Source organism: Microbacterium maritypicum (assembly GCF_008868125.1).
In the GTDB taxonomy this organism is placed as follows: domain Bacteria; phylum Actinomycetota; class Actinomycetes; order Actinomycetales; family Microbacteriaceae; genus Microbacterium; species Microbacterium maritypicum.
In genome coordinates, this window is sequence record NZ_WAAQ01000002.1 from 422434 (window position 1) to 438281 (window position 15848).

The 15848-nt window shown below is 67.0% G+C and carries 12 protein-coding genes; 7 read left to right on the forward strand and 5 right to left on the reverse strand.

Annotated elements, in window-relative coordinates:
* Positions 1-3 precede the first annotated feature (3 nt).
* Positions 4-1734, forward strand: a complete 1731-nt coding sequence (locus F6W70_RS12720; RefSeq protein ID WP_151486915.1) for an L-aspartate oxidase — start codon at positions 4-6, stop codon at positions 1732-1734.
* A gap of 96 nt (positions 1735-1830) precedes the next feature.
* On the opposite strand, the gene F6W70_RS12725 is transcribed toward F6W70_RS12720, so the two are convergent.
* Entirely contained in the window at positions 1831-2139 is a 309-nt protein-coding gene (locus F6W70_RS12725) for a hypothetical protein (RefSeq protein WP_151486916.1), read from the reverse strand.
* Positions 2140-2214: 75 nt separating this feature from the next.
* Positions 2215-2847, reverse strand: a complete 633-nt coding sequence (locus F6W70_RS12730; protein ID WP_055876918.1) for a hypothetical protein — start codon at positions 2845-2847, stop codon at positions 2215-2217.
* A gap of 55 nt (positions 2848-2902) precedes the next feature.
* Between F6W70_RS12730 and F6W70_RS12735 the strand changes: the two genes are divergently transcribed.
* Positions 2903-4405: an L-serine ammonia-lyase, iron-sulfur-dependent, subunit alpha gene (locus F6W70_RS12735; RefSeq protein WP_151486917.1), complete on the forward strand. Its 1503-nt coding sequence runs from the start codon at positions 2903-2905 to the stop codon at positions 4403-4405.
* Between the two features lie 66 nt (positions 4406-4471).
* The gene (locus F6W70_RS12740; RefSeq protein WP_151486918.1) at positions 4472-5224 is read left to right on the forward strand and encodes an AAA family ATPase; all 753 of its coding nucleotides are present in this window, start codon (positions 4472-4474) and stop codon (positions 5222-5224) included.
* 136 nt (positions 5225-5360) lie between these two features.
* On the opposite strand, the gene hrpB is transcribed toward F6W70_RS12740, so the two are convergent.
* The 3 genes from hrpB to F6W70_RS12755 form a co-directional block, all read right to left on the reverse strand.
* The gene (gene hrpB / locus F6W70_RS12745) at positions 5361-7913 is read right to left on the reverse strand and encodes an ATP-dependent helicase HrpB (RefSeq protein WP_151486919.1); all 2553 of its coding nucleotides are present in this window, start codon (positions 7911-7913) and stop codon (positions 5361-5363) included.
* Between the two features lie 150 nt (positions 7914-8063).
* Entirely contained in the window at positions 8064-9668 is a 1605-nt protein-coding gene (locus F6W70_RS12750) for an SPFH domain-containing protein (protein ID WP_151486920.1), read from the reverse strand.
* A gap of 163 nt (positions 9669-9831) precedes the next feature.
* Positions 9832-10260 (reverse strand): MarR family winged helix-turn-helix transcriptional regulator, encoded by a 429-nt coding sequence (locus F6W70_RS12755; protein WP_151486921.1) that lies wholly within the window; start codon positions 10258-10260, stop codon positions 9832-9834.
* Positions 10261-10710: 450 nt separating this feature from the next.
* Between F6W70_RS12755 and F6W70_RS12760 the strand changes: the two genes are divergently transcribed.
* The 4 genes from F6W70_RS12760 to F6W70_RS18045 are packed head-to-tail and all read left to right on the forward strand — an operon-like array spanning position 10711 to position 15375.
* Positions 10711-11448, forward strand: coding sequence for a TnsA-like heteromeric transposase endonuclease subunit (locus tag F6W70_RS12760; RefSeq protein ID WP_058631474.1), 738 nt, complete (start codon positions 10711-10713; stop codon positions 11446-11448).
* Positions 11448-13451: a TnsB C-terminal domain-containing protein gene (locus tag F6W70_RS12765; RefSeq protein WP_082682575.1), complete on the forward strand. Its 2004-nt coding sequence runs from the start codon at positions 11448-11450 to the stop codon at positions 13449-13451. Before F6W70_RS12760 ends, F6W70_RS12765 begins: the two co-directional genes overlap by 1 nt.
* Positions 13448-14476 carry an AAA family ATPase gene (locus F6W70_RS12770; RefSeq protein WP_058631472.1) on the forward strand — a complete coding sequence of 343 codons (1029 nt, stop codon included), beginning with the start codon at positions 13448-13450 and terminating at the stop codon, positions 14474-14476. The genes F6W70_RS12765 and F6W70_RS12770 overlap by 4 nt, the downstream gene beginning before the upstream one ends.
* Positions 14473-15375, forward strand: a complete 903-nt coding sequence (locus tag F6W70_RS18045) for a TniQ family protein (RefSeq protein WP_363512367.1) — start codon at positions 14473-14475, stop codon at positions 15373-15375. The genes F6W70_RS12770 and F6W70_RS18045 overlap by 4 nt, the downstream gene beginning before the upstream one ends.
* The last annotated feature ends 473 nt before the right edge of the window (positions 15376-15848 follow it).

Consider the following 15848-nt stretch of genomic DNA (forward strand, 5'->3'; position numbering starts at 1 on the left):
CGCATGGCTACGCGCGAACGACAGATATCCACCACGGTCCTCGTCATCGGCACCGGCGGCTCCGGGCTGCGGGCGGCGATCGAGATCGCCGAACACGGTGTCGACGTGCTCGCCGTCGGCAAACGCCCGAGGCAGGATGCGCACACCTCGCTCGCCGCCGGCGGCATCAACGCGGCGCTCGGCACCATGGACGCGGATGACAGCTGGCAGCAGCACGCGGCCGACACCATCAAGGAGAGCTACCTGCTCGCCAACCCGCACACGGTCGAGATCGTCACTCAGGGCGCCGAACGCGGCATCCGCGACCTCGAGCGCTGGGGCATGGACTTCGCCCGCGAAGACGACGGTCGTATCTCCCAGCGCTTCTTCGGTGCGCACACCTTCCGCCGCACGGCCTTCGCCGGTGATTACACGGGCCTGGAGATCCAGCGCACTCTGGTGCGCAAGGCCGAGCAGCTCGAGGTCCCGATCCTCGATCACGTCTACATCACGCGCCTGCTCGTGCGCGACAACGTGGTGTTCGGGGCCTACGGCTTCGACCAGGCCGACGGCACCCGCTACCTCATCCACGCCGACGCCGTCATCCTCGCCGCCGGCGGACACAATCGCATCTGGCGGCGCACCTCCTCCCGCCGCGACGAGAACACGGGCGACTCCTTCCGTCTCGCCGTCGACGCGGGCGCCAGGCTCCGCGACCCCGAGCTCGTGCAGTTCCACCCGTCCGGCATCATCGAGCCGGAGAGCGCAGCGGGCACCCTGATCTCCGAAGCGGCTCGCGGGGAAGGCGGCATCCTTCGCAATGCTCTCGGCGAGCGGTTCATGGCGAAGTACGACCCCGAGCGGATGGAGCTGTCGACCAGGGACCGCGTCGCACTCGCCGCGTACACCGAGATCCAGGAAGGACGCGGCACCGAGAACGGCGGCGTCTGGCTCGACGTGTCGCACCTGCCCCGAGAGACGATCATGACCCGTCTGCCCCGCGTCTACCAGACGATGATGGAGCTGCAGATGCTCGACATCACGACAGATCCGATCGAGATCGCCCCGACCGCGCACTATTCGATGGGCGGCGTCTGGGTGCGATCGGAGGACCACCAGACCGACGTGGACGGGCTCTACGCGATCGGTGAGGCCTCCAGCGGATTGCACGGCGCGAACCGCCTGGGCGGGAACTCGCTCATCGAGCTTCTCGTCTACGGGCGCATCGTCGGGCAGGCGGCCATGGAGCATGCGGCCGGTCTCGACGCCCAGCGTCGCTCGGCGTCGGCGGTCGCCGAGGCCCGCGCCGAGATCGACGACCTGCTCGCCGCGGAAGGACGCGAGAACGTGCGCGCCCTGCAGCGCGCGATCCGCAACCTCATGACCCGGTACGCCGGTGTGGTGCGCTCGGAGGAGGGGCTGCTGGCAGGCCTCGCCGACCTCGACATGATCGAGGGGCGCATGGAGGACATCGGCATCCACCCCGACATCGCGGGCTTCCAGGACCTCGCGCACGCGTTCGACCTCAAGGCCTCAGCGCTCGCCGCCCGCGCCACGCTCGAGGCCGCACTGGAGCGTCGCGAGACGCGCGGATGCCACAACCGCAGCGACTTCCCCGACAGTGATCCCACGCTGCAGGTGAACCTGGTGTGGTCGCCGAAGGACGGCGTGACCCGGGAGGCGATCCCTGAGATCTCGCCCGAGATCGCCGAGCTCATGCGCGAGGTCGACACCACGGGCAAGCTCGTCGAGTAGTCGCGGACCCGACTCGCTCCGGGTCGCACTTTCTGCCGTCCGCTCTCCGATCAGGCGGCAGAAAGTGCGACCGGAACCGGCTCGCCGGGGCGACGCTCAGTCGGCCTGCGGCTCCTCGGTGTCGATCACGCCGATGCCGACGGCCTCATGATCGGGCTCGGCCTCGTCGCGCTGGGGTGCTTTGGGTTCCTCGCCCGGAGCCTTCTCGGTGCTCGGCTCCTGCAACTGCTCGGTGCTCGGCACCTCATCGGGGTCTGCCTGCTCAGCGGACTCGGCCTGTGCGGGGGAGGCATCCGGCGCGGGCGACTCCGCCGTCACTTCCCCCGCATCGGCGCCCGATGAGGGGGTGGGTGTGGGAGCCTGCGTCTCGGGAGACGGTTCCTGCTCGGGTGTGCTGTCCGTCATGATCGTCCCTTTCGCGATGTCGTCGCCATCAGGATGCCGTCGCAACCGCACCGGATGAAGGGGCTTGACGCGGCCTCAGAAGTGCATCTGCTTCAGCGTGCCGTACTTGATCAGCAGCTCCTCGAGAGCGTCGCCGTCTTTGTACTCCACGCGCACGGTCTTGCCGGTGCCGCCCGCGAGAACGATGTCGGGACCGTTAGAGAACAGCAGCGTCGACCAGGGCGAGGTGAACACGATCGCCCCTGCGGCATCCCTGGCCGTGACGCCGTCGGCATCAAGCGCGATCTCGACGATCTTGTCGGACCCCTTCACCGGGAAGACGGCGGGGAACTCGCTTCCCTCCCATTCGCGGAAGTAGGCGCTCAGGCCGATCTTCGCCTGCGGGAAACCGGCACGCAGACTGCGTCCGATCCGCGAGACGTGCACCTCATGCTCGGCGCGTTCTCCCTGATCATCGGTGATCGCGACCGTGACGGTCCCGCCGATCGGGTAGGTCTGCCGGAACAGCTCCTCCTGGCGCTTGTCATCCGGTGCCAGGTCGCTGCTCTCCAGGAACGGCTGCTCGCCGATCCACCCGGTGCGCACGCTCCAGGTGCGGGTCGTCGCCTTGCTCTTCTTGCGCGAGCTGAGAACGCCGAACACGACGATCAGCACGAGCACGAGCGCGCCCGCCGCGAGGAACAGCAGGATCCCGGTGTCATCACTCATGCGATCAGGTTAATGGGGGTGAACTGAAGAGGGGAAGGCGGCGTAACCTGGACGAGTGACTGCGTACGTCTCGGCCTTCGACCTGTTCTCCATCGGAGTGGGGCCCTCGAGCTCCCATACGGTGGGCCCGATGCGCGCGGCCCTGGACTTCGTCCACCGGCTCGGCGCGAGCCAGACGCTCAGTGCGGTGTCGCGGATCGAGTGCACGCTGTTCGGTTCGCTGGGAGCGACCGGTATCGGACACGGAACGCCGGATGCCGTCGTGGCGGGGCTGCGGGGATTGTCGCCGGAGAGCTGCGACCCTGCGGAGGTGCGTTCGGCCTGGACCGAGTACCCGGCGGGTGAGCCGCTCACTCTCGATGGCCAGCAGCAGATCCCGTTCGCGAAGACCGACATCGTCTTCGCGCCACGCACCAGGCTGCCCGGTCATCCGAACGCCATGACGATCACCGCGTGGGACGCCGCCGGCGCGACGATCGCCGAGGAGACCTACTACTCGATCGGCGGAGGCTTCATCCGGCGTGAGGGGGAAGAAACGTCGATCACCTCTGCCGGCTTCCCCTATTCCTACGCGGATGCCGCGTCGCTGCTCGCCCTCTGTGACGAGAACGGACTGTCGATCGCCGAGGTCGCGCGACTGAACGAGACTGCGGTGCGCAGCGAGGAAGAGGTCGCTGCCGGGCTGGACGCGATCTGGAATGCCATGTCGGCGTGCGTCGATGCCGGCCTGCACTCCGACGGTGTGCTGCCCGGCATGCTCAAGGTGAAGCGGCGGGCGAGCACGATCCGTGCGCAGCTCGATGAGGTCGCGGCCGACGGGCACCGTGAACTCCCCGGCGAATGGCTCGGGGCTTTCGCGCTCGCGGTCAACGAGGAGAACGCGGCGGGCGGGCGCGTCGTCACTGCACCCACGAACGGTGCGGCCGGCATTCTGCCCGCCGTAGCGATGTACTGGTGGCGGTTCCTTGCCGACTCCGGGCTCGGTGCCGGCAATGCCGTGACGCCCTACGGCGAGCTGGTCGGAAGTGCGCTGCTGGGCTTCGGCCCTGACGGTCGCAGCCTCGCCGCGCAGGTGGATGCCGACCTCGACCCGGAGCAGACGGCCGAGGCCAACCGCCGCCGTGGCATCCGACGTTTCCTGCTGACGGCGACCGCTCTCGGCTCGCTGTTCAAAGCGAACGCCTCGATCTCGGGGGCGGAGGGCGGATGTCAGGCCGAGGTCGGATCCGCCTGCGCGATGGCCGCGGGTGGCCTCACCGCGGTGATGGGAGGCACGAACCGTCAGATCGAGAACGCGGCTGAGATCGCGATGGAGCACCACCTCGGTCTCACCTGCGACCCGATCGGCGGGCTCGTGCAGATCCCTTGCATCGAGCGCAACGCGATCGCCGCTTCGACCGCCGTGACCGCCGCGCGTCTCGCGCTGCGCGGAGACGGCAGCCACTACGTGTCGCTGGATGCCGTGGTCGAGACGATGCGCCAGACCGGCGCCGACATGTCGACCAAGTACAAGGAGACCAGCGAGGGCGGACTCGCGGTCAACGTCATCGAGTGCTGAGCGCCACTGGCGCGCCGTGTCGGTAGTCGCGGATAGCCTCCTCGGAGACCGACCGAGGAGAGTGTGATGGATCCGTTCTGGGACCCGCGCAGCAAGCGCCGGCGCCAGCAGCCGGTCGTCGCCGTGCATCCGACCGATGACGCGCCCACGCCCGGCGCGCAGTGGCCCACAAGCATCCCGGCCGTCGCCCAGGTGCTGCGGGAGGGTATCGATCTCGACCCCGGAGTGACATTCCTCGTCGGCGAGAACGGCAGCGGCAAGTCGACCATCGTCGAAGGGGTCGCGATCGCCTACGGATTGTCGCCCGAGGGCGGGTCGCGCCAGGCGAAGCACAGCACGCGCCCGACGGAGTCGCCGTTGTCGGAGTGGTTGCGGCTCCAGCGTGGCGTGGGTGCGAACCGGTGGGGTTTCTTCCTGCGCGCCGAGACGATGCACTCGTTCTACACGTACCTGGAAGAGAATCCCTCGCCCCGCGGCGACATCGCCTTTCACGAGATGAGCCATGGCGAGTCGTTCCTCGCGCTGCTGGAGAGCCGGTTCGATGAGCCGGGGTTCTACTGCCTCGATGAGCCCGAGGCCGCACTGTCGTTCTCCTCGACGCTCGCGCTCATCGCCGTGCTGCAGCGCATCGTCGACGAGGGCGGCCAGGTGCTATGTGCCACGCACTCTCCCGTGCTCGCCGCGTTGCCCGGGGCGCGCATCCTCGAGGTCGGTGACTGGGGCATCCGCGCCGCCGAGTGGAACGACCTCGAACTCGTGAATCACTGGCGGTCGTTCCTCGACTCGCCTCCGCGCTACCTGCGTCATCTGCTCGACTGACCTCGGCTCGATCCGCGGCGCACGTCGCAGGCTGGCGAGTCGTTTCACGCCAGCTGCGGCACCGCGCGGCAGCACTCACGCTGCGGCCGCGCACGCATTGAGACGCCGGCCGAGGCCCCTCTCAGTGAGTGGAGCGTCAGCGGGCGGAGCGGTTCTTGGTGTGCCTGGTCGGTGCGGTGGCCCAGGGATCCTCGGGCCACGGGTGCTTCGGATACCGGCCGCGCATCTCAGCGCGCACCTGGGCATACGGGCCCGACCAGAACGAGTTCAGGTCATCGGTGACCGCGAGCGGGTGTCCGGCGGGGGACAGCAGATGGAAGAGCACCGGCACACGCCCGTCGACCAGCCGGGGAGTCTCGGCCCACCCGAAGCACTCCTGCAGCTTCACCGCGACCACGGGCCGGGCGTCAGGGTCGTCGGGCGCCGGGTAGGCGATGCGGATGCGGGAGCCGGTGGGAACTTCCAGACGCTCGGGCACGAGTTCGTCGAAACGCGCGGCCTCGGGCCACGGCAGCAGTCGGCGCAGCGCCGACGTCAGCTCCAGTCGCGCGGCAGGAGTGCCGGATGCCAGTGCGTCGAGCTCCGGCGCAAGCCAGGCGTCGAGGGCGGCGAGCAGCCCGGCGTCCGAGACATCCGGCCACGGCGACCCCAGTTCACGATGCAGCAGCGCCAGACGACGCCGCAGCTCGGTGGCCGGGGCGGACCACGTGAAGATGCCCAGCCCCTCGCGCTGCAGCGTGCGTCGTACCGCGTCGCGGCCCTCTTCGGCCGATGCGCGCACCGGTGCCGAGGAACGCAGGATCGCTCCCACGCGCCGCTCGCGTCGTGCCTGCAGGCGACCTGCGACGAACTCTGCCTCGACGCGGTCGGTGAGCAGGTGGCTCGCCGCGTGCTCCATCTGCTCCTCGGTGAGCATCGCCGCCGACCGGACGATCGCCCCGGATCCGGCGGACCCGCGCCCGGACGCGCGCGCGACGTCGGCGATGGCCAGCCACTCGACCGCCGCGAGCGGGCCGGTCACTCCCGCGCGGGTGCCGGATGCCAGCAGGAAAGTCGCCCCGTCGGCCGAGCGGTCCACGCGGCGTGCGACGCGCTCGGGGAAGGCCAGCGCGATCACGAGGCCGACGCCGTCGAGGTCGGAGTGCAACCCCGGTGTCGCCGTGCTCAGACGCTCGAGACGATCCGCGTCGGTGCGCCAGCGACGGGCATCCGCCGTGCGTCCGCCTCGCAGTGCGATGAGTGCCTGCGCGACATCGGAGTCCGCGGAGCGCAGGTCGCCGCCCACCAGCGCGACGACCTCGGCGGCGAGTCGGGCGCCCACCGCTGGGCCACCATCACGCAGCGCGCGTGCGAGCCGCGGATCGGTGGGGATGCGGGCCAGGGCGCGGCCCTCGTCGGTGGCGCGGCCCTCATCGTCGATCGCGCCGAGTCCGTGCAGCACCGTGATGGCGTCGGCCAGGCTGTCAGCGGGCAGGGGGTCGATCAGGCGCAGACCGGCACCGCCCGGCGCACCCCAGCACGCGAGTAGCAGGGCCGCATCAGCCAGGTCGCTCGACGCGATCTCCGGTGTCGGGCGGGCGGGGGCGGCGGCGTAGGTGCGTTCGTCGATGCAGCGGACGACGGTCCCCGGTCCCTGGCGAGTGCCGCGGCCGGCGCGCTGCACGCTCGACGAACGGGAAGCCGCGGCGGTCACGAGCCCCGTCATCCCGCGCGCCGCGTCGCGCTGAGGCGTGCGCGCCAGGCAGGTGTCGACCACCAGCCGCACACCGGGCACGGTGAGCGAGGACTCTGCGAGCGAGGTCGTGACGATGATGCGGTTCTGCTCGTCCGGGCGGCGCCCGCGGATCACGGCATCCTGCTCGGACGCGGGCATGCGACCATGCAGCTCCCGCACGTCGAAGGAGTCGGTCGTGTCGCGGACGCGGCGGGCGATCTCCGACACCTCGCGGGCGCCCGGCGCGAAGACAAGCACATCGCCCGTGGGGTCGTCGCGGCGCAGCTCCCGAGCGGCGGATGCGGTGGTCCGCGCGACGTGATCCAGGAACGCCCAGGTGACACCGCGCTCGTCGAGGCGCGGTGCAGGGCTCGGAGCCCAGCGCTCGGTGAGGGGGAAGGCGGGAACATCGTGGTCGACGATCGGGGCTGGTTGCTCGTCGACGCCGAGGACGGAGGCGATGCGCGCGGCGTCGAGGGTGGCCGACATGGCGATGAGGACGAGGTCGTCTCGCAGCTCGCGTACCTCCGAGAGCAGGCCGATCAGGAGGTCGGTCTCGAGCGCGCGCTCGTGCACCTCGTCGATGATCACCGCATCGACGCCCTGGAGGCCGGGATCGTTCAGCAGCCGCCGCAGCAGGACGCCGGCCGTGACGAATTCGACCCTCGTCTCCTTTGCGACCGCGCGCTCGCCTCGGACGGTGAACCCCACACGAGTGCCGAGCGGGGAACCGTCGAGCTGTGCGAGCCGGCGCACGGCGGCCCTGGCGGCGACGCGACGCGGCTGGGTGACGATGACGCGGCCGGTCGAACGAGAGGCGAGCAGCGGCGGCACGAGCGTGGTCTTGCCGGTGCCTGGTGGCGCGCTCACCACCGCTGACGTGCTCGTGTCGAGCGTCTGGGCGAGCTCATCGAGGGCAGCTGCGAACGAGAGTCCTGCGCCGATGGTGGCGAGGTCGAAGGCAGCGGACGTCATCGTCCCAGTCTGCCCGGTCGGCGTCGTCCGGCGTCGTCCACAACTCAGGACGGTTGCGTCCGATGCGGTCAGAACCGGCATTCTGGCCGGAAGACAGCGGATGCCGCGAGCGGAAGGGCCGCGGCATCCGCTGTCTTCGTGTGGCGGGGACTACTCCGTGTCTGTCGCCGGTGCTGCAGGCGGCGGCGGAGTGGTCGGGTTCGGAACCCGCGTCTGCGCAGGCGTAGGAGCGGCGGCCGCAGCCACACCCTCGCCGATGCCGCGACCGACGGCCTGACCCTGGATGATCCCGGCGAGGTCGAGCCCCGTGGCCGAGTGGACGCTGTCGAACACCGACCGCATCGCGATTGCGCTGTCGGCTCCGACGACGTTCGAGGCGCCGTCTTCGCCCGAGCCTCCGATGATCGACACGTTGCCGATCGCGGCGTAGCCCTTCGAGAACTCCGCCATGATCGACGGCAGCACTTCGAGCACCCGCTGCGAGAGGAACGCGTCCTGGTTCGACGCGATGGCCTTCGCCTCCGCCTCGAGGGCGGCCGCTCGCGCGTCACCCTCGGCACGGATCGCGTCGGCCTCGGCGCTGGCGCGCAGGCGGCGGGCTTCGGACTCGGCCTCTGCCTGGGACCGCAGCGCGTCTGCCTCACCCTGCGCCTTCGCGACAGCCGCAGCTGCTTCACCGTCGGCGCGTGCCCTGTCAGCTTGGGCCTGCTGCTCGGCGATGCGAGTACGGGCCTCGGCCTGCTTGACCTGCTCGATCGCGGCAGCCTCGGCTGCGCGCTCGCGGGTGTACAGCTCGGCCTGTGCGCGGGTCTCCGCCTCATACCGCTGCGCGTCGGCGACGCGCTTGACGTCGGCGTCGAGCTGAGCCTGCTTGTTCTCGGCCTGCTGCTGCAGAACGGCCTGCTGAGCCTGCTCGCGGGCGAGGTTCTCAGCCTGCTCGGCCTCGGCGCGAGCCCGACCGATGCCGGCGTTGGAGTTCGCGGTGTTGGTGTCGAGCGCGGTCTGCTCGATCAGGTTGGCTTCCTGGTTCGCGATGTTCTTCTGGTTGATCGCGCGGTCGGCGTTGGTCTGCGAGATCTCCGCGGACTGGCGCTTCGCCTGGATCTCAGGAGCACCGAGCGACTGGATGTAGCCGACCTTGTCGGTGATGCCCTTGATCTGGAACGAGTCGAGGATCAGGCCCTGCTCGGCGAGCTCCTGCGAGACATCGGCGGCGATCTGGTCGGAGAACTTCTTGCGCTCGCGCATCAGCTCGACGACCGAGAGGGTGGCCACGATGCCGCGGAGGGCACCTTCGAGCTGCTCTGTGGTGAACTGCTCGATCGCCTTGTCCTGCGAGGCGAAGCGCTCGGCGGCACGGCGCACCAGGATCGGGTCGGAGCCGATCTTCACGATCGCGACGCCGTCGACGTTCAGGGTCACGCTGTCGAGCGACTGGGCCTCGGCGTTGAGGGAGACCTGGCGTGAGCGCAGCGAGATGATCTCGTGGCGCTGCGTGATCGGGTTGACGAGCGACTTGCCGTTCACGATGACCGTGACCGGCGACTCCGACATCTCGGACCTGCTCGAGCCGTCTGCCGAGAGGACTGCGGTCTGCACCTTCTGCTTGCGACCCGAGATCACGAGTGCCTCGTCGGCGCGAGCGACCTTGATCCAGCTGCGTGCGAACAGCAGCAGGACGAGCAGTAGGACGATGACGACGACGACGGCGATTCCGACGATGACGAGGATGCCGACGATTCCGGCGATCTCCATGGATGACCTCCCTGGTTCCCCCCGAGGGGGCGGTCTCGAGCGCGCCGTGGTGCGCGCCTTCGTCCCCCACCCTGCCAGATAGTGCCCGCCCGCGTTGAGGAGACGACGGTTGTGAGCGGGAACAGGAGGACCTTGCACGGCGCTCTGCGCTGTGCAGGGGAGGTCAGCGGGCGCGGAGCTTCTCCGCGAGGTCGCGCAGCGCGCGCAGTTCGTCGGCGTCCAGGCGCGACATGCGGTCGGCGATCGAGCGTCCGTGCACGGTGGCGAGCGCGCGGAAGGCCTTCGCACCCTCGTCGGTGGCGCGGATCAGGGCACCGCGTCCGTCGTCGGGGTCCGCGCATTTCGCCACGAGTCCTCGCGTGACCATGCGGTCGACCAGGCGCGAGACGCTGGGCTGACTGATCAGCATGTTCGAGGTGATGTCGCGCAGCCGCGCGGTCATGTCGGGGGAGCGGGTCACCGTGAGCAGCACGTCGTACTCGGCCTGTGTGATATCGCTGTGCTCGAAGTCGCTCAACATCTCGGTGAACAACTGGTGCTGCGCGCGGAACAGGCTCTCCCAGGCCTCCAGGGCGAGCTTGCGATCGGTCATCATCACAGGATAGTGCGAACAGTAAAGGGCCGGTCGGAGAGGCTCCCGACCGGCCCTTGTCCCTTGCACCAAGAGTGTCCTGCAATCACATGCGGTGAGTGCCACAGCAAACATTCACCGTGTGATCACTGTATAACGGCGAGATAACGAATGCAACGGTTTGGTCACGGAAAGTTCGGGTGGGTGATCGCACGGCTGTCCGATCTCACGAAAAGTGTCGGAGTCTCACGAAGGCTGTCGGAGAGTCTCACGAAAGTGTCGGAGTCTCACTAGACGTGTCGGAAGAGCGGCGTGTCGACCAGCCTCGTTGGGTGCCGGACATAGTCTGCCCGTGAGCAGATCCCCAGTTGGGGCATCTTTGTCAGGGCTCAGGACATAGGCCAGTACCGCTCCCCAGGAGAGAGGCTGACTGCCGAATAGGAAGTATCCGTCGATGTCGATTGGATCCCTATGGACCTGACTCAGCAGTGGCCTGTTCCTCCCACCACTGAAGCGAACCGGACGCGAGCTCGCGTTGAGTACCGTCTCGATGGCGTGCAATTAGAGCTTGACGCCGTCGACTGCGACAGCGTGCCCTTCGAACGAGGCGATCCCGTTCGGAACTTTCCCAGTTGGCGGCTCAAGCGGCATTACGACGGCTACCACTGGATGGGAGCGCTTGGCGCGTCTGTCGGATTCGAGTCGCTGACGGAGCGGGGCTGCCTCATCGAATTGGACCGCACCCCGGGCGTGGTTGCGATCGCCAGCCAGCCCATGTGGATCCGATGGACCACGCCCGACGGCCCGCGCGAGCACTGCCCGGACTACTTCGTGCGTCTGGACGACGGGCACGCCGTGCTGATGGACGTCAAGCCGGCGACTCAGATCAAGGACGACGTCAGAAGACAGTTCGACATGACAGCGGTGTTCGCCGCTGAGCGCGGCTGGCGGTATGTCGTCTATGACGCGGAATCGGTAGTCCGCGAGGCCAACCTCCGATTCCTGGGCCCGTTCCGAGACTGGGCGAGCAGCGAAGAACTGCCAATGCTCCCAGAAGATGGGCTACCCCTGGCTGAGGTAGCTGCGCTGCTCGGTGTCGGATCCGAGGGCTTCGCACACTGCTACGCGCACCTCTGGTCAGGGGCGCTCGAGGCAGATCTCGATCAAGCCCTCAACATCAGAACGATCGTGTGGCAAAGGAGCGTGTGATGCGCGTTGTAGTTGGCGGGTCGCTCACGTGGCGTCAACGCAAGTTCTCGGTCTTGTTTATTGAGAAGGATTCGGCGATGCTCCGAGATGAGGACGGAAGTGAGGTCGAAGTCGCTCTCGACGAGCTTCGACATGATGCAACACCGGTGCCTAGCGACACTTCAGGTCTGCTGAACCTTTCTCTGCAGGTGCAGGACATCACACCGGACATGGATCCGTGGCTGCAATCGTGCATACGCATCGAGGCGACCCGAGAAGAGATCGGGGTCGGGAAGGCTGTTGAAGCAGAGCGCGAGTGGCTGGAGGTGCGCCTAAGTAGAACTGTCTCCACGCGCGCCGTGGAGCGTCGGCTTAAAGCGTTCCGAGAGCAGGGGACGACCACTGCAGGCAAAGGCTCCCCACGCAAGAGCACATGGGATCCACGCCTCGTCGAGGCCATCAACCACGTACTCGGAGGAAAGAGCCGCGCCTCGACTGTGAGTCGAACTACAGCGATCGAACAAATCATGAGGCGCGTCGAACGTCTCCACGGCGATGCGGTGAAGCTGCCGAGCCGAGCGACGTTCTTCCGACTTCTCGAAGCAGACGAGCACGGGCAATTCACCTTCGGTTCGGCCAAGACTCGCGAGTCGCTTGCGCTTCAACCCGACGGCACATTCGGCACTCGCACCGCACTGCGTCCCGGCGAACTGGTCGAGATGGACTCCACGCGGATCGATGTCATGTTGCGGATCGATGACGAAACCGTCGGCCGGCCCGAACTGACGATTCTCCTTGACGTCGCAACTCGCTCGATTCTTGCCGCGATGCTGCGCCCCGAAGGGACGAAGAGCGTCGACCTGGTGGCTGTCCTTGCACGGGCCCTGGTGCCCTATGGCCGGCGTATGGAAGGGGTTCGCGAGACCCGACAGCTGATTTCGACGGCATGGGCTGACGATCAACTGATCGATCAGGAGCGATTTGAGCGATTGCGTCTCGCGCAGCCGTATGTGTTTCCCGACACGATCACCACCGACCGCGGACGAAACTATTTGTCGCGGCATTTCCGCGCTGCGTGTGAAACCTTGAATATCTCGCTGATCACCTCGGCGCCGCACACACCAACGGACAAACCGCACGTAGAGCGAGCGTTCGGGGCAATCAACTCAATGCTGCTGCAGCACGTGAAGGGATATGTCGGCCGCAGCGTCGAACATCGCGGTCGCGACACAGACACGGAATCCGACGAACTACTGACGATCGCACAGGCCCAGGAGCTCCTAGAGGACTGGATCGCGGTCGAGTGGCAGAATCGTCCGCATGACGGACTGCGGGACCCGTTGCATCCGCGTATCAAGTTGTCGCCGAACGAGATGTGTCGCGCGTTCCGTGCTTACGTGCCCGAACTCCACGTACCGCTGACGCGAGACGACTACATCGCGCTGCTACCTGTGGACTACCGAGTTCTGAACCGCTACGGCGTGCGCATCGATAACCGCGTCTACAACTCCGAGCGGCTCAAAGGCCTGTGGAGGCGCAAGTCTCCTGACAAAGCGCGGAACGGCCGATGGCCGATCCGCGTAGACCCCTACAATCTGCACGTCGTCTGGCTCGAGCGGGACGGCGAGTTCATCCCTCTGAGATGGTCCAATCAGGTCCATGAACTCCCGATGCTGGGTGATGTCTGGCGGTACGCCCGCACGTCGCGCTCCGGTGATGTCGCTGAGCTCGATGCTGAACGTCGCGAGCTTGCGATGGCGATCAAGGCGTTCGCCGGTCAAGGGAATCCGGCCCCTCGAAGCAACGGTCAGAAGCGAAGCGGGCGAGAGCGCGCTCGATTGGCAGCGATCGCTGAAGATCCGATGAACTTCACCAGTGTGAAGAGCATCGAGGACGAGAAACGACCTGCTGACGGTGACAACTCGTCCATCGAGACCACCTCTACCGAGGAATGGCCTAACAGCGGTGGCTTCCCTCTCATCGGAGACAGGCTCGACGAGGTGCGGCGGAGGATCGACGAATGATCGAGATCGCGACCAAGGAAGGCTGGCGCGAGCACGTTGACACCGCGTATGAGCGCCCGGCGCCGGTCACATCCGAGGAGCTTCGGGCCATGAGCTTCGGGGACCGCGCGTTATACAACCAGGGACGAGCTCAATACTCGCAGGCAGGCGCCTTCGTGCGGACACCGCAGTTCGAAGCCTTCCAGCGAGCCGTTCGGGATCGCGTCATGCTCAACGCCTACCGACGAGTCGGGAAGCTAGGCCTGATCCTCTCGGGGGAGCCAGGCCAGGGCAAGACCACTTCGCTAGTCGAGATCGGTAGAGCACACGAACGCAGGCGGCGAGACACCGGCCACCCGGCTGCGGGGCCGGGCATGCTCCCAGTCGTGTATGTCGCGGTACCCGCCCAGTGCTCAGCCAAAGCTCTGATGCATGAGTTCGCCCGATTCCTTGGTCTCCCGGTTCTCGGCAGGATGACCTACGGGGACCTGCTGGAAGCGGTCTCGAACGCCCTGCGCAGATGCTCCACCGAACTCGTCTTGGTCGATGACGTGCATCACCTCGATCTGAAGTACCGGCAGAACGTCGAGGCATCCGACATGCTCAAGCAGCTTTCTGAGCGATGTGGAGGCACGTTCGTCTACGCCGGAATCGCAGTTGAGGGGACCGGACTTCTCGACGGCTCACGTGGTGGGCAGATCGGGAAGCGATTCGAAGTGCACGTGGCCTTACCATTTCCTTTGATCTCGACCGCGGAGAAGGCTCGCTGGGGTGATCTGCTTCTCGCCATGGAGAGCTCACTGTGTCTAGCAGAGCAACGGCCAGGATCGATTCTGTCCGCGGCGCCGACACTGCACGCGCTGACGGGCGGGGAGATCGGACTGCTCAAGGACCTCTTGCAGTTCGCTGCCCTGAGCGCGATGGACGACGGAACCGAGAAGCTCGATGCGGCCGCATTCGAACGCGACCTTGCCCGCCGTCAGACGGCCGCAACGCTCCACACAAGCAAGCCGCGACGATCGCGAACGCCTGCGAGTGCGGCATGACCTCGCGTCTCGGGCTTCCGATTTCCGTTCGCCTGTATCCGGGGGAAACGGCGGCGAGCTACTGGGCGCGGCTTTGCGCCGCAAATGCAATCGGCGAAAAGGACCTCTGGTTGGCGTTGCGACGCGAGGATCGAACCCTCCCAATTCGGGTGACACCGAGAAGCGCCCTCTGGAAGATCGAGGCGTTAGGTGGGCTTCCGGATGGTGCATTGTTCCGCGAAGCCGGCGGTCGCGCCTGTGGACATGGTGGCGCCACGCGTCAAGTCGAATGCCCGAGTTGTCGCATGATTCCGGCAGCTGTGGCTCTCTGCAGACGGTGCGCCGGAGGCGATCAGGTCACAGTCGCGCGTATGCACGGTCCGGTCTGCGTGCGACACCGGAGGTGGCACGGAAGCGGTCGAGATATTCCCCTGCCGGGGAGGCACAAGCACCTGCTCGCGCAACGCCTGCTGAATGGAACTCTCACTCTTCGAGGTGTGCCGTATCGGTCACCCGAAGTTGATGCGGCCGCGGAGTTGCTGCGACTGCGAAATCTCGAAGGTGGGTGCGCAGCTGAACTTCTGGATGACGAGATTCCTCAATTTCCGCGGCGAATCGCGCTCACTGCGCGGCTCACTGACGCTCGTCTCGCGAACGTTCTGATGTCGCAGGGTCTCGGTGGGTACGCACTGGCAATGCTGTTCGATCGCGTAGTCGCCGCGCACTCTCTAGGGCATCGCGCCGTGGACGGCATCTTCGACAGCCTGAGGATTCAGGGACGGGAACTCTGGATCGGCAGGTCCGCGGTCGCTACGCAAGGCGGCTGCGTGCTTACGCCCGCTGCCAGGCGCATGCTTCCGAGGGTCAAGGCGATCAGGGCGCATGTGCTGAACCATCGTGTGGAACTGAGGTCGAGGTAGGCATGCGAACTTTTCCCTGTCGTGTGATTCCGCTGCCCGGGGAGACGCCTACCGGTTTCCTAGCTAGGTTGGCCGTCGCCAACTCCCTCGATCTCAGCGCGCTCACCCACTATTTGGAGCGGACGGTTGGTGCCAACAGGTCGAGCTCGACCAACGCTCGATTCACATCTGCGACTGAGGCAATCGGTGCGCTGCCTCCCGGATACTTCGCCAAGGAGCGCGCACGCTTCCGTCTGTATCGGCGCTGCCACCACGTTCGGTGGATGCTTCGACGCTGCGCCACGTGCGAAGTTGTTGATCGCGCTCGCTCCGCGTGCTTGGTATGCAGCGACGGAAACCCGACTGAGGTGTTCAGTAGGGGAGGTGGGTTTTGCATTCGCCACCGTCGATGGCACTTCCTCGGTGAAGATGAACTCCTGTCCACCCCGTCGGCGTGCCATCGCGCCGAACAGTCGATTTCAGGAATCCTTTGG

Coding starts and splice junctions, on each gene's coding strand:
- F6W70_RS12720 (WP_151486915.1), top strand. CDS start 4: ATGGCTACGCGCGAACGACAGATATCCACCACGGTCCTCGTCATCGGC.
- F6W70_RS12725 (WP_151486916.1), bottom strand. CDS start 2,139: ATGACGGACAGCACACCCGAGCAGGAACCGTCTCCCGAGACGCAGGCT.
- F6W70_RS12730 (WP_055876918.1), bottom strand. CDS start 2,847: ATGAGTGATGACACCGGGATCCTGCTGTTCCTCGCGGCGGGCGCGCTC.
- F6W70_RS12740 (WP_151486918.1), top strand. CDS start 4,472: ATGGATCCGTTCTGGGACCCGCGCAGCAAGCGCCGGCGCCAGCAGCCG.
- hrpB (WP_151486919.1), bottom strand. CDS start 7,913: ATGACGTCCGCTGCCTTCGACCTCGCCACCATCGGCGCAGGACTCTCG.
- F6W70_RS12750 (WP_151486920.1), bottom strand. CDS start 9,668: ATGGAGATCGCCGGAATCGTCGGCATCCTCGTCATCGTCGGAATCGCC.
- F6W70_RS12755 (WP_151486921.1), bottom strand. CDS start 10,260: ATGACCGATCGCAAGCTCGCCCTGGAGGCCTGGGAGAGCCTGTTCCGC.
- F6W70_RS12760 (WP_058631474.1), top strand. CDS start 10,711: ATGGACCTGACTCAGCAGTGGCCTGTTCCTCCCACCACTGAAGCGAAC.
- F6W70_RS12765 (WP_082682575.1), top strand. CDS start 11,448: ATGCGCGTTGTAGTTGGCGGGTCGCTCACGTGGCGTCAACGCAAGTTC.
- F6W70_RS12770 (WP_058631472.1), top strand. CDS start 13,448: ATGATCGAGATCGCGACCAAGGAAGGCTGGCGCGAGCACGTTGACACC.
- F6W70_RS18045 (WP_363512367.1), top strand. CDS start 14,473: ATGACCTCGCGTCTCGGGCTTCCGATTTCCGTTCGCCTGTATCCGGGG.